Raw genomic sequence first — 14,625 nt, forward strand, 5'->3', positions numbered from 1 at the left:
GCACGGGGTGATCAGCGGAAGACGGGTGAAACCGCATGACGGGCTGTCCGATAGTAATATGCGCGCTCGCGAGTGCGGCGCCACGGCCGGCCGCCGGAAGACCAACAGTTTGCGGCCATGAATCGTACGGGTAAGATGGAATCTCGGACGACAACGAATCTACCAGGAGCCCGCGCTTGCTGACCCGGAATCGACCCCGCACGATCGCCGACTCGCTGTACCTGGCCGCGCTGGCGCTGGCCCTTGCCGCCGCGCCCGCCGCGGCGCAGACCATCTCCGGCACCGTCCAGAGCGCGGGGCATCCGATCGTCGGCGCCATGGTGCGGCTGCTGGAGCTCGACCGCATCGAACGCACGGGGGCGCGCGGCAACTTCCAGTTCGTCGACGTCCCCGCGGGCACCTACCGGATCTTCGTGGGCGTGACCGGATACGCGTCGGCCACCGACACGGTGCGGGTGGCCGGCCGCGCCGCCTCGGCGTCGTTCGATCTCAAGCCGTCGGCCATCCCGCTGGAGGAGATCGTCGTCTCGGCGTCCCCCACGGCGCGGCCGGCCGACGAGCAGTACCAGTCCGCGGAATCCAAGGGGCGACTGGACTTCGACAACAGCGCCGGCATGAGTTTCGCCGAGAAGCTGTCCGACCTGCCCGGCGTGACCGTGCGCGGCAACGGCTCGGCGCCGTCGCGCCCGATTCTGCGCGGTCTGGGCGACAACGAGGTGCTGATTCTGGAGAACGGGCTGCGCATGGGCGACATCGCCACCTACGATCCGGCGCACGCCACGCCGATCGACGCGATGGCCATCGCGCAGGTGGACGTGGTGCGCGGGCCGGCCACCATCCTCTACGGCCCCAACACGATCGGCGGGCTGGTGAATGTGATCACCAACCTCGTGCCCACGGCCTCGGATCATCCGATGTCGGGCACCGTGGCCATCGAGGGGAACAGCGTGAGCAATGAGTATTCCGGTTACGTCAACAACATCTACACCAACGGCAATTCGGCGTTCCGGATCTCGGCCGGCGGGCTGCACTCGGGCGACATCGGCATCCCGGCGGGCACGTACACCGATCCCGGCACCGGCGCCCAGTTCGCGCTCACCCGCATTCCGCAGTCGGACAATCGCAGCAGCGAGGGCGGGCTGGGCTACTCGTACCAGGGCGAGTTCGGCATGGTGGGCATCGGCGCCAACCATTACGAGATGAACTACGGCATTCCCGGCGTGCCGCCGAACGCCGACTGGCTCAACGTGCCGCCCACCACGTCGCGCATCTCGCAGCAGCGCAACACGGTGGAGTTCCGCAGCCTGTTCAACATCGGGAGTGCGTGGTTCCAGCGCGTGAAGCTCGACGCGAGCTACAACGACTACAACCACTCCGAGTTCCCCACGGCGCAGGATTCCACCGGCGTGTCCGATCCGCAGGCCAACCACTTCCACAAGCAGGAATTCAACGCCGTGCTGCAGTTCCAGCAGAAGCAGTACGGCAAGTTGAGCGGCACGCTGGGCCTCTGGTCGGACATCCAGAACCTGACCATCGAGGGCGACCAGCCGCTGGGGCCCAACTCGGTGACCACGGGCCTGGCCGGCTACGCGTACGAGGAGTATCGCGCGGCGTCCAACACGCGCCTGCAGGCCGGGGTGCGATTCGACTACAACAAGATCCAGACCAATCCCTACGCGCAGTCCACCGATACGGTGTTCCAGACGTTGAACGAATCGCGGCTCTCGAATGCCGTCACGGCCTCGGTGGGCGCGATCCAGCAGTTCACGCCGGAGATCCTGGGCTCGTTCAGCGTGGCGCGTTCGTTCCGCGCCCCCACCGTGCAGGAGCTGTTCGCCAACGGGCTCGACGCGGCCAGCGGGACGTACTCGGTGGGCACGGCGAGCCTGGGCCCGGAGAACGGGCTCGGCGTGGACGCGTCGCTCAAGGGCGACTTCGGCGGCGCCAAGTTCGAATTCACGCCGTACGTGAATTTCATCGACCACTACATCTACGGATTCTTGCGCGGCGACACGATCCAGGACTTCCCGGTGCGCCAGTTCTCGGCCACCAATGCGCGACTGGCGGGGTTCGAGGCGAGCATGGTGGTGCAGCCGGCGCCGTACCTGGCGCTGCGGGCGAGTTCCGACTACGTGAACGCGCAGGATACCAAGCTCGACGTGCCGCTGCCGTTCATCCCGCCGCTGCGCGGACTCCTGCGAGCCACGTACCAGGATCAGAAATACATGGGGATGGTGGAGGTGCGCGGCGCGGCCGCGCAGACCCGCCTGGGCGACGGCGACACGCCCACGGCCGGTTACACCCTCATGAACCTCGGCGTGGGCATGCGCATCGTGCACCAGGGGCTGGTGTCGGAGATCAGCCTGCACTGCGACAACGCGTTCAACACGGTGTACCGCGACAATCTGTCGGTGATCAAGGACTTCGTGCCGCAGCCCGGGCGCGGGTTCCGGATCAACTACCAACTGTTGTACTAGAACCCGGTAGTCGCCGGCGGGCCGCTACCGCAGCGGCCCGCTGGCAAACTGGATCTGCAGGATCGTGGACAGCACGAACTGGTTCAGCCGCCGGTTGAGGTTGTTGTCGTACGTGATGACGCGCGACAGCTGGAAGGTGAACTGCATGTTCTCCGACAGTTCGGTGTCGGCGTTGAGGTTGATGGCCGACCGCCCGTTGTCGATGAGCCGGCTGGACTGTCCGCCGCTGTCGGCGAACACGTAGCTCAGGGTGCGGCTCTGCTGCAGGCCGAACCGCGCCCGCACGTCGTTCTTGAGCCCCAGCCCCCACGACTTCGGGATCCGGAACGACCGCCCCACGTCCACGTTCACGTCCTCGGTGTGGCCGCGGGCGAAGCTTCCCGGCAGCGAGTCGATGCGCTGGGTGAGCGTGTAGCCGGCGCCCGTGCTCAACCCGCCGAACCCCCAGGTGACGCGTCCGCTCACGGGATAGGCGTACACCCAGGCGCGGCGGAGGTCGGGCGCCGAGGTGTCGAGTGCCGAGAGCAGCGATGCCGTGGCCAGCGACCGCGTGTAGCCCGCCGTGGCGTCCACCCCCGTCACCATCGCCGTGAGCGGACCGGGCCGCCAGTTCCACCGCACGTTGAAGTCGGGGAACGTGGTGGTGAGGCCCTGCACCTGGGACTGCGTGTTGTCCAGCCGGAGCACCCAGTTGTTGTTGCTCGTGCGGCGGTACCGGTTGACCACGGTGACGCCCAGCGGCAGGTAGAACGCGTTGTTGGCGCTCCAGGTACCGGTGAATCCGGCGGTGGACGCCGGCGCGCCGTTCACGTAGCGGTAACCGCCCACGTTGCCGAGGCCGAGTTGGAACCCGAGCGACGGATCGAACGGCGCGCCATCCAGCGCCGAAATGAGACTTCGCGAATAGGAGACGTCGATCGGCGAGAAGTAGCGCGTGACCCACTTGACGAGCGTCGTATCGCCGGAATACGCGGCGGCGGCCTTGCCGAGGTCCACCCCGAGCCCCAGCCCCATCGTCTGCGAGGCATTGATGCGGGCCGGCAACACGTACGCGCCGCTGCTGTCGGTGGGCAGCAGGAGCGACGTGGAGTTGGGGTCGCGCAGCATGGTGTACTGGGTGCCGAAATCGAGGCGCGGACGCAGCCAGGGCGACAGCTCGGGCGCGAACGTGATCGCGCTCTGCATGGTGCGCTGGCGTTCCATGCCCACGTCGACGCCGAACAGCCGCCGGCGCTCGGCGGTGGCGAGAATGGCCGGGGCGTTGGTGTCGCCGTACTGGCGCAGGTCGCGGAGGGAGAGCACGTCCCAGCGGGCGGTGAGCGCGTCGGTGGGGTGGAACTCGATGGACCCGCCGTTCCGCCAGAGCTGATCGAGGGCCAGCGACAGCGTGGCCGAATCGCCGGCGGAGCTCGAGGGCGTGAGGAACGAGAACCGGCGGTCGTCGTTGTGGGTGATGCCGCTGGTGAGACGGAACTGCGTGGGCTCCCAGCGGAAGGCGCCCTGCTCGAGCGCCGTGACCGGTCCGCCCTGCAAGAACCCCGGGAGCGCCGAGAGCGAGGCGCGCATCCATCCCGGAAGCGGCGCGCGGCGGTCGCCGCCGTCGATCAGGTAGTCGAGCCCGAAGTCGAAGTGGCTGCTCGTGCCGCTGGCGTACTCGTCGCGCGAGTCGCCGGTGGTGAGCGTGGTGGTGGCGGCGAGGTGGTCGAGCAGGGGCGCGAGGGCGGCGTTGCCCATCGGCGTGCGGCGCCGCAGGACGAGCGTGTACGTGGTCACGGCGTCGTGCGGCGTGCGCAGCCCGGCGATGCCGGCGCCGGGCAGATCGGTGCCGGCCAGGAACTGCGGCGCCGAGCTGGAGATCACGCGGCTCACGGTGAGCGGCGCGGCCAGATTCCAGCGCGACGGGAGGAGCTTCTCCATGTGGAGCGTGCCGGCGATCTCGAGCGTGCGCTCGTCCTGGAACGACGGCTGCTCGCCGAGCTGCCGGAAGTTGGGGTCGCGCCGCATGTAGTTCATGCGCAGCTCGCCCACGTCGCCGGCCGTGAGCTCGGCGCCGATCTGGCCGGCGTAGCCGGTGGCGTTCACGGCGTTGGCCAGGCGGATGTCGTCCACCCAGAGCTCGAGCGTGTCGCCGGGCACGATGGAGGTGGGGCCGCCGCCCTGCGCCACGCGCATCATGCCCACGGCCATCTCCTGCACGGCGGCGAGATTGGGCGGGGTGACGCCGGGCTCGACGGTGTACACCATGTAGCCGCCGCTGCACGCGGCGTAGCGATGGTTCACGCCGCTGAGCGGCAGGCCCGAGGCCGCGATCATCGCCGAATCGACGCCGGTGCAGGCCAGTGAATCGGCGCCGCCGTGCAGGTACGCGTTCTGGAGCTGGCGCCGCAGGGCGTAGAAGCGTTGGAAGTCCACCTGCACTTCGGGCAACCAGGCGCTCTGCCCCTGCCCCGAGTTCACGGGGGTGCGGTACATGTAGAAGTTGTTCTCGTCGCGGCCCATCTTCACGTACATCTGCAGCTCGCCGTTGGCGCCCCAGCCGTGATTGCGGCCGCGGGCCCACAGGCGGAGTTGCTGATAACCCATGAAGTTCTGCTGGCCGGCGGGGAACCGGTAATACGCCTCGGCGCGCCCGTAGAGCGGCAGGTCGCCGGCCAGGATGCGCAGCGACTGCTCGTTGATCTGGACGGCGGTGGGCGCGTAGGCGGCGGCGCGCGTATCGGCCTGATTGATGATGCCGGGCGGCGACTGGTAGTACAGGCCGTTCACGGAGTCGCGGTCGGCGGTGCCGATGAGCGACGTGATGACGAACCCGCCGGCGCCCTGATTGCCGGCCACGCCGGCGATGGTCTGCTGGTTGCGGGTGATCCACGGCGCGCCCACCAGTTGCAGCCCGTCGATGGGGAGCTGCACGAACTGGTCGTCGGGGGTGCCGGCGCCGGACACGAGCGTGATGCGCAGGGCTTTCATGCGGCGGCGCTGCACGTCGTTGAGCGAGTCGCTGGGGGAGTTGAACGGGATGCGGACGAACACCCATTCCTTGCGCACGTCGGTGACCACGCCGCCGGTGGTGTCGGGGACGAGGGCCACGTTGCCCACGCGCGCGTAGGTGGAGGGGTCGCTCAGGTCCACCACATAGCGCAGGATGCCCTCGCTCTCGCGGTGGGCGCTGTCGAAGTTGAGCACGCCGTTCTGGTCGATGTCCTCCTCGTCCAGCCGGTTGTTGTGCACGGTGCAGTTCACGTGGGTGTCGCCGAGCGGGAGGATGGCGCGGAACACGCCCTGGCAGGTGGCGAAGTTCTTCACCTTGCTCACGCCGCCGTTCGCGTCCACCACGACCAGCGAGTCGATGACGTCGCCCGGCAGCCCGGTGTCGTTGACGTCGACGTTGAAGGCGCGGGTGAACGGATCGCGTTCGCTGTCCAGGTGGTCGAGGCCCTGGGCGCGCTTGCCCACGTACACGCTGTCCACGCCGCCGCCGGCGCGGGGGCGCAGGTACAGCGTCTCGGGCGCGAATGTATATGAATTCTCAGATACGTCGCCGACGTCGAAGATGAGCGACGGGTTGTGGCTGCGCCCCACGACGCTGGTGTCGACCAGGGTCCAGAACTCCAGGTACTCGGTGTTGGTGAGGTCGAGCCCGGTGGGGCTGAGCACGGTGCGGATGGACCGGAAGCGCCGGCCGGGCAGCGTATTGGCCACGTGCCACTGGTACGTGTCGGTGAGGCGGCTGAAGTCGCCGCCCACGTTCAGCGGGTAGAGCGTCATCCAGAGCATCGTCTCGGGGGCGGCGAATCCGCTCCCGCCCAGCGCCACGAGGGGATCGATGTCGGTGATGCTGTACACCACCGGCTTGCCGTCGGCGCCGGTGCCGTTGTTCTGCCAGGCCATGGTGGCCATGCGCGACGGATCGAGCGTGGACGCCAGGGGGGCGGGCAACCGGTTGCCCAGCGCCGGCAGGCTCGAGAAGTACCAGAGCCCGTCGGACAGGTTCACGTTGATGCCGCCCGACCCCTCGAACGTCTCCACGTAGGCCTGCTGGTTGGCGCTGGCCTGCGGATGGCTGGCCGCGAGTTCGCCGGTGATGGTGAGCCGGGCCGGCAGCTTGGGGTCGGCGAACGGCAGGCGCCGGAGCGCGCTCGACAGCGCCGGCAGGTTCCAGGCGAACTGCCCGTTCACGCCGGCGACGAGCGACGCCGCCGGCTCGAAGCCCAGTTGCGGCCGCGTGAACGCCGACTGCTGCGACTGCGAGATGGCCGTGAAGTTGAGCACGCCGTGGCTGAGCGGCAGCGCCGAGGTGAGCCCGAAGATGTTGGTGGGCGTGGGCGCGAACAGCGGGTTCTCCTCGTACCGCACGCTCACCGTGCGCCGCCGCGTGAACAGCGTGTCGGGACGGAAGAAGGTGACGCGGCCCAGGTCGTAGTCCACGCGGTAGTCGATGTCGCGCGTGAGCGGCACGCCGTCGAGCAGGATGCGCTCCGAATTGCGCCGGATCTGCACCGAGCCGAGCACGATCGTGCCGCGGTCGGTGTTGTCCTGCGTCTGGTACTGCACGCGCAGGCGGTACACCGACGCCGGATGCTGGCTGGACGACACGAGGTAGTCGTCGGGCGTGGTATAGATGGCGTCGTTGCTGGGATTGCCGGCCGCCACGAGCCCCGAGTCGCGTTGGGCGAACGGGCGCAGCGACGGCATGAACAGGAAGTAGTCGTGGATGATCTTGGTGCTGCCGGCCAGCCGGGGATCGCCGGCGCCGGCGTTGAGGTTCAGGTTGGGATCGCTGGGCCGCGGCCAGAGCCGGTTCTCGACGTCGAACGACGCGCTGTTGTTGGCCTGGGCGAGCCCGAACATCTGCAGATACGTCTGGGCGGGACCGGCGAGGGGGCGCTCCTGGGTGCCGGTGCCGGCGAACACGTGGAGCTGCACCGACTGGCGCACCAGGTCCTCGCCGCCGATGCGGTACACCGAGCGGATCTCGCGGTCGAAGGCGGGCGAGGCCGGCCCCACGCTCGGGTCCCACACCAGGTTCGCGTACTGGTCGGCCGCCCTGGCCTGCAGGTCGGGCGTGCCGCCGGTGGTGGTCCACACCGTGTCGCGGCCGTTGATGCGCACCTCGTAGGCCACCACCAGCCGTTCGTTGGTGGGGTTGAGCGGCCGCACGAGCGCGAACCAGAGCTGCGACGGGTCCAGGTAGTAGTCCACCCCTTCGCGCAGCAGGTCGTACGTCTGGCGCGACGGCGAGGGGTCGCCGAGCAGGCGGAACCGCGGCCCGTTGGGGTTCTGCGGCTGGGTACCGTACTGCAGTCGGTACAGGAACACGCGCACCGGGCGCAGGGTGTCGGGCAGCGCCGCCGCGGCGCGCATCAACTGCCCGCGGTCGAGCAGGTCGATGTTGGGATACTGGCCCTTGAACAGGCGCGGATCGACGGTGAAGAAGAACCGCCGCGCCTCCACCTGCCAGTCGGCGATGTCGAGCCGCCCCTTGGAGTAGGTGCTGTCGCCGATGAAGAAGTCGCGGTCCTGCACCACGTTGCCTTTCTGCTGGGCGGCGATGGCGCGGATGTCGAGCGGCCCGATGTGGGCGATGGCCTGCAGGCCGTAGTTTCCGCTGGGGATGCCCGAGGTGATGAATCGCGACGGCGGCGCGTCGAACGACACGTTGCCCACCTGGAGCTGCTCCAGGGCCTGGCCCGGCTTGCCGCTATAAACCAGCGATATGTTGTTGGAGGCGTCGAATTCCCGCTGCGAGTCGTAGTCCACGTTCACGTGGACCCGGTTGGCCACCGTGCCCGTGCTCTTGACCGAGAACTGGAAGTCGAAGTTGGGCGCGAACGTGCCGTTGCAGGCGAGGCCCGGGTTGTAGTATTGACTGAAGTTGCACCGCTCGTTGACGTCGCGCTCCGTCTTCGCCTCGATCCGGGCCCCGAACTGGAGGTTGAGGTCGCTGCCCGGCCCGAACAGGTTGCGGGGGATGGAATCGGTGTCGGCGGCGGTGCGGGGCACCAGTTGGAACGAGTCGCCGCGCATGACCACGCGGGGAAACGGCGGGATGGACGCCCGAACGGCGCTCGGCTCCGGGCGCTGGGCGAGGGCCAGCGCGGGAAGCAGGAGCAAGGAAGCGGCGAGGAGGCGAGAGGCGCGCACCAAACCCGAGACGAGGGGGTATGACGCCACCGGCAGACCTGAGGCGCGTCGGCCGTCCTTCGGCGAGTCGGTCCCTGAGACCTTGAATTTGATAGGTCGGCGGGTGGAATATACAGCTAGTGCGACGGCCCACAACCCGGTGGGAGACTTGAAGTTCCACAGCCGCTGAGGCGCGACCAAGGAATCGTGAAGATTCTTACCAAGTACGTGCTTAAAGAGCACGTCGGGCCGTTTGTTTTCGCCCTCACGTCCCTCACGTCGCTGATGCTGCTGCAGTACATCGGCAAGCGGCTGGGCGAGTTGGTGGGCAAGGGTCTGCCCTGGCGCGTGCTCGCCGAGTTCTTCGTGCTCACGGTGCCGTTCACCGTGGCAATGACGCTGCCGATGGCGGTGCTCGTGGCCGTGCTCTACGCGTACAGCCGGCTGGCATCGGAGAACGAGATCACGGCGATGCGCGCCAACGGCCTCAACATGCGGTCGCTGCTGCTGCCGACGCTGGCGGCGGGGGCCGTGGTGGCGCTGATCATGCTGGTGTTCAACGATCAGGTCCTGTCGCGCGCCAACCACCAGCTGGCGGTGCTCTCCACCGACATCGCGCGCACCAAGCCCAGCTTCGCCCTCAAGGAACAGATCATCAATCCGGTGGTGGAGCAGAAGCTCTATTTGCGGGCGTCGCACATCGACCGCGGCTCGCAGCACATGACGGGCGTGACGATCTGGGACCTGACCGACCCGCAGCACCGCCGCACGATCTACGCCGACAGCGGCACGCTGGGCGTGGCCGAGAACCGCACCGACCTGGTCATGCACCTGTACGACGGCATGATGCTGGAGGTGCCGACCCTGCAACCGGAACAGTTCACGCGCCTGTTCTACAAGCGCGACCTGCTGCGCGTGCGCAACGTGACCAACTCGTTCGAGGCGTCGGATGCCGACTCGGCGGCCAAGAGCGACCGCGAGATGACGGTGTGCGAGATGCAGGCGGCGTTCGCCGACGCCGACTTCCGCTGGCGGTCGGCGGCGTACGATCTGGCGTACGCGCAGGCCAAGATGCTCACCGCCAAGGGCGCCACGAACGTGAAGTACCCGGTGGCGCCGGTGCGCAACAATCCGTGGGGGCTGGGACGCCTCTACTGCGGCCTGCTCAGCCGCTTCTTCAGCGTGAAGAAGCTCCAGGCGGCGCCGGTGTCCGCGGTCGAGCTGGCGCTGTTGGCGCCGCAGGCGCAGGCCCAGGCCACGGTGCAGGCGCCGCCGCCGCGCGTGCCGCCGTCGGCGGGGGGGACGCCGGCGCCGTCGGCGGGGGCCGGACAGCCGCCGGCCATGCAGGCCCCGCCGGGGGTGAACTACGGCGAATCGCAGGTGACGCTGCAGTCCGAGGAGGAGGCCGCCGTGTCGCGCGAGAAGATCGACCGGTACATGCGCCTCCGCTACGACATCGAGATCCAGAAGAAGTTCTCGCTGGCGGCCGCGTGCATGATCTTCGTGCTCCTCGGCCCGCCGATCGCGCTGCGCTTTCCGCGCGGCGGCGTGGGGTTGGTGATCGGCGTGAGCTTCTCGGTGTTCGCGCTGTACTACGTGGGGCTCATCGGGGGCGAGACGCTGGCCGACAGCGAGTTCATCTCGCCCTTCTGGGCCATGTGGGGCGCCAACATCCTGCTGCTGGCCGTGGGCCTGAGCATGGTCTCGCGCATGAACAAGGTGTCGGGCGGCACGCGCGGCGGCGACTGGACCGAGGTGCGCGAGGCGTTCCGTCAGTTCGCGAGGCGGGTGACGCGCCGCCCCCGGGGGCGCGCCTGATGCGGAATCCGATCAAGCCCCTCGACCGCTACGTGTTCGCGGAGTTCTGGAAGATCTTCGTGGTCACCGCGCTGGGCTTTCCCGTGATCACGATCGTGATCGACCTCACCGACCATCTCGACCAGTACCTGGCCCGCCATCTCACGCCGCAGAACATCGCGTTGAGCTACGTGTACTGGGTGCCCCAGTCGATGTTCATGGTGTTGCCGGCCGCGGTGCTCTTCGCCACGGTGTTCGCCGTCTCGGCGTTCACGCGCCATTCGGAGATCACGGCGGCCAAGGCGTCGGGCATGAGCTTCTACCGGTTCATCCTGCCGATCATGCTCGGGGCCGCGCTGGCCACGGGGATGGACCTGGTGATCTCGGAGCTGATGCCGGCCGCCAACCGCGCCCACAACCAGCTCCTGGAGGAGGACAAGTTCCGGGGGCTCAACCAGCGGTACAACTTCGCGTTCGCGGGCGATCTGGGGCGCGTGTACAAGATCGGCGTGCTCAATCGCGCCCTCGGCACGGCGCAGTCGGTGCAGGTGGAGCGGCGCGGCACGGGGGCCGACTATCCCTCGTACGTGGTGGCGGCGGACAACGCCACGTGGCGCAACGGCCACTGGGACCTGGGACGCGGCACGATGCACCTGGTCACCGACTCCGGCCCCGGGTTCGCCGTGTCGTTCGTCTCGATGCGGGACAACGAGTTCAAGGAACAGCCCTCGGAGATGATGTCGCGGACGCACCTGCCCGACGAGATGCGGTACGAGGAGCTGTCGCGGTTCATCAAGGCCATGGAGCGCTCGGGCACCGACGTGAACGAGTGGAAGGTGGAGCGGGCGTTGAAGATCGCCATCCCGATCACCTGCATCATCATCGCCCTGTTCGGGGCGCCGCTGGCCACCACCAATCAGCGCGGCGGGGCCGCGTTCGGCATCGCCATCTCGCTGGCCACCACGGTGACGTTCCTGATGGCGGTGCAGGTGACCAAGGCCGTGGGCGGCACCGGCATGATGCCGCCGGACCTTGCGGCGTGGGTGCCGAACGCGCTGTTTGCCTTGATCGGAATTTTCCTGCTCGGCCGCGTCCGCACCTGACCGTGACCCATTTTCCGCACCACCCCGTCGCCCGTCCCACGGAGACGTTCCCCATCGTGCAGCGCTCCGGCATCCGCTTCTTCCGGCGGATGTCGCGGGGGCTGGTGGGCTCGTTCCGGAAGGTGGGCGCCTGGACCTACTTCTTGCGCGACATCGTGCGGGCGCTGGGCGCGCCGGCCACGTACGCGCCCGAAACGATCCGCCAGATGAAGAACATCGGCGTCGATTCGGTGCCGCTCACCGTGATCGTCGCCGGCTTCATCGGCAGCGTCATCGCCCTGCAGACGCGCTACCAGTTGTTTCCGGGCGTCCAGCAGTCGCTCGTCGGCCTGGCCACGCGCCAGATGGTGATCCTGGAGCTGGGCCCGCTGCTCACCGGGCTCGTGCTCACGGGGCGCGTGGGAGCGCGCATGGCCGCCGAGATCGGCACGATGCGGGTGACGGAGCAGATCGACGCGCTCGAGACGCTGGCCTACGACCCGGTGGCGTTCCTGATCGTGCCCCGGCTGCTGGCCGCGATCATCATGCTTCCCGTATTGACGGTGCTGGCCGACGCGGTGGGCGTGTCCAGCGGCTACGCGATGGGGGTGTTCGCCACCGGCATCAGCCCCTCGGACTTCAAGGACGGGCTGCGGCTGGGGTTCGGGACCTTCCAGGTGATCTACAGCCTGCTCAAGGCGACGATGTTCGGGGGGGCCATCTCCTTCTTCTCGTCGTTCGAAGGCTACATTGCAGAAGCCGGCGCCGAGGGCGTGGGACGGTCCACGGCCAAGGCGGTGGTCGTCACCTCGGTAGCCATCCTCGTGCTGGATGCATTGACCGCGGTCCTCCTCGCTCCGTACCTACAGTCATGAAACGACGCGACGAAGTCTCGGTGGGCATTCTGATCACCATCGCCGTGGCCGTCCTTCTCGTGGGCGTGCTCTGGCTGGCCCGTGGCGGCCTGTCGTCCGGGTATCCGCTGTACACCCGGTTTGCCTGGGGGCAGAACCTCAAGCAGGGGCAGCCGGTGTTGCTGGCCGGGGTCAACATCGGGTACGTGGACGAGGTCGATCTGCGCCCCGAGGGCTACCTCGACGTCCTGCTGCGGATCAACGACCGGTACAAGGTGCCCAAGAGCTCCAAGGCCACGGTGCGCGCCGTGGGGTTTTTCGGCGATGTGGCGGTGGCGCTCACTCCCAAGCTCGGGGGCGACCTGTCGGGGGCGTACGCGCCGGGCGACACGGTCCCCGCCGGAACCGCCGAGGCCAGCGTCCAGGAGATCATGACGCAGGCCGATTCCATCGGCGCCGCGCTGGGGGCCATCACCCACGCCCTCCAGGTGCAGATGGTGGACGCGGGCGGGCTCCGCGACCTGCGGCAGACGATCGCGTCCACGTCGGCGCTGGCCGCCCAGCTCCAGAACATCGCCGCCGAGCAGAACGCGCACGTCACGCAGACGCTCAAGGCCTACGAGCGCGTGGCCAACTCCATCGACTCCAGCGTCGTGGATTCCACGGTGCGCAATCTGCGCGCGTCCAGCCAGAGCGTGTCCGAGGCGGCCGTGAAGCTGAACACGAGCGCCGGGCAGCTCAGCGACATCCTGGGCAAGCTCAACGCCGGCCAGGGCACGGCCGGCAAGCTGCTCACCGACACCCTGCTCTACCGCAACATGCGGAACACGATGGCGACGATGGATTCGCTGCTCGCCGACATCAAGAAGCATCCGAGCCGGTACATCAACGTCCGGATCTTCTAAGGGGCGTCGTCGCCGGCCTCCGCGCCGCCGTCGGTGGCCCGGTGTTCCTCGTCCAGCCGTAGCTCGCCGGCCGTGGTGTCGTAGCTGAACAGCTCCGTGTAACGCCCCCAGTCCACGACGGTCTCGAACTGGCGCCGGGCCTCCTCGCCGCCGAAGGCCTTCTGGAGTTCCTCCTCCAGCCGCTCGGCCTCGAGCGTGTGGGCGGGCGCGTCGTCCAGCAGCCGCACCACGAACCGCATGATCGGCGCGTGCTCGAGCACGCCGGTGCGGAGCAGCGCCTTCTCGCCGTCCAGATCGACGCCCGCGAACTGCTCGCCCAGCGGCGTGAGCAGCACGTTGCGCTCCGCCACCTCGGCGAATCCGAGCAGGTCGGCGGTCTCGACCAGCGCCAGCAGGTCGTCGTTGCGCATTTGCAGGTCGCGGGACAGGTCGTGCAGGTTGGCGCGCCCGCCGATGCTCGACACGAACTGCACGAACCCCGCCAGATCGTCCAGCCCCACGTCGGGGAGCGCCGGGTAGCGCGGCTTGGCCGGCCGTCGCGCGGCGCGGCGCTTGGGACGTTCCAGGAATGCCGACGGGTCTTCGTCGGGGTTGGTCATGATGCGGTAGATGGTCTCCACCAGGCGCATCTGCGCCTGGCCGCGGCTCTTGCGCTGATCCACCGGCACGCCCGGCAGCTCCACGCGGATGTGCCCCGGGTTGGCGCCGAACACCACCACGCGATCGGCGAGCGTCACCGCCTCGTCGATGTTGTGCGTGACCATGAGCACCGCCTTGGTGGGCAGCGACCGGTCCATCCACAGCTGCTTGAGTTCGGTGCGCAGGTGCTCGGCGGTGAGCACGTCGAGCGCCGAGAAGGGTTCGTCCAGGAACAGCACCTCGGGCTGCACGACGAGCGCGCGGGCCACGCCCACGCGCTGCTTCATCCCGCCCGAAAGCTCCTTGGGGAACGCTTCCTCGAAGCCGTCGAGGCCGATGAGATCGATGGCCTTGAGGGCGCGCGTCCGGCGCTCCGCCGGCGCGAGGTCCACCGCCAGCAGCCCCAGCTCCACGTTCTGCAGCACGGTGAGCCAGGGAAAGAGCGCGAAGCTCTGGAAGACGATGGCCACCTGCGGATTGGGTCCCGACCACGGCTCGCCGTGCACCAGCAGGTCGCCGTCCGACGGCGCGATGAGCCCGGCGAGGATGCGCAGCAGGGTGGACTTGCCCGAGCCCGACGGGCCGAGCAGGGCCACGAACTCGCCGGCCCGCAGTTCGAGATTCACGTGTTCGAGCGCCGGCGCCCGGTCGTCGCCGTAGTACTTGCGCACGTCGCGCACCGCGAGGAGCGCGGGGCCGCCGCCGAGTGGCGTGGGCGGAGTGGATGCGGGCGAGGCGGGGGAACTCATGG

At 68.6% G+C, this 14,625-nt stretch carries 7 protein-coding genes; 5 read left to right on the plus strand and 2 right to left on the minus strand.

Annotation, left to right across the window (positions count from 1 at the left end; translation table 11 throughout):
* Positions 1-176 precede the first annotated feature (176 nt).
* A complete protein-coding gene (locus VNE60_13505) occupies positions 177-2,477 on the plus strand; it encodes a TonB-dependent receptor (GenBank protein HVB32537.1) in 2,301 nt (766 codons plus the stop codon).
* 24 nt (positions 2,478-2,501) lie between these two features.
* On the opposite strand, the gene sprA is transcribed toward VNE60_13505, so the two are convergent.
* Entirely contained in the window at positions 2,502-8,588 is a 6,087-nt protein-coding gene (gene sprA / locus VNE60_13510; GenBank protein ID HVB32538.1) for a cell surface protein SprA, read from the minus strand.
* 216 nt (positions 8,589-8,804) lie between these two features.
* Between sprA and VNE60_13515 the strand changes: the two genes are divergently transcribed.
* From VNE60_13515 to VNE60_13530, 4 genes are read left to right on the plus strand one after another with little or no spacing between them, the layout of a single operon-like run.
* Positions 8,805-10,415 (plus strand): LptF/LptG family permease, encoded by a 1,611-nt coding sequence (locus VNE60_13515; GenBank protein ID HVB32539.1) that lies wholly within the window; start codon positions 8,805-8,807, stop codon positions 10,413-10,415.
* Complete coding sequence (locus VNE60_13520) at positions 10,415-11,497, plus strand: LptF/LptG family permease (GenBank protein ID HVB32540.1); 1,083 nt, start codon at positions 10,415-10,417, stop codon at positions 11,495-11,497. Before VNE60_13515 ends, VNE60_13520 begins: the two co-directional genes overlap by 1 nt.
* A 2-nt stretch (positions 11,498-11,499) precedes the next feature.
* The gene (locus VNE60_13525) at positions 11,500-12,351 is read left to right on the plus strand and encodes an ABC transporter permease (GenBank protein HVB32541.1); all 852 of its coding nucleotides are present in this window, start codon (positions 11,500-11,502) and stop codon (positions 12,349-12,351) included.
* Entirely contained in the window at positions 12,348-13,235 is an 888-nt protein-coding gene (locus VNE60_13530; protein ID HVB32542.1) for an MlaD family protein, read from the plus strand. The genes VNE60_13525 and VNE60_13530 overlap by 4 nt, the downstream gene beginning before the upstream one ends.
* Here VNE60_13530 and VNE60_13535 read toward each other — a convergent pair.
* Positions 13,232-14,623, minus strand: coding sequence for a nitrate/sulfonate/bicarbonate ABC transporter ATP-binding protein (locus VNE60_13535; GenBank protein HVB32543.1), 1,392 nt, complete (start codon positions 14,621-14,623; stop codon positions 13,232-13,234). The two genes, VNE60_13530 and VNE60_13535, sit on opposite strands and share 4 nt — an antisense overlap.
* Between the last annotated feature and the right edge of the window lie 2 nt (positions 14,624-14,625).

It is taken from the genome of Gemmatimonadaceae bacterium, assembly GCA_035533755.1.
Taxonomy (GTDB): domain Bacteria; phylum Gemmatimonadota; class Gemmatimonadetes; order Gemmatimonadales; family Gemmatimonadaceae; genus JAGWRI01.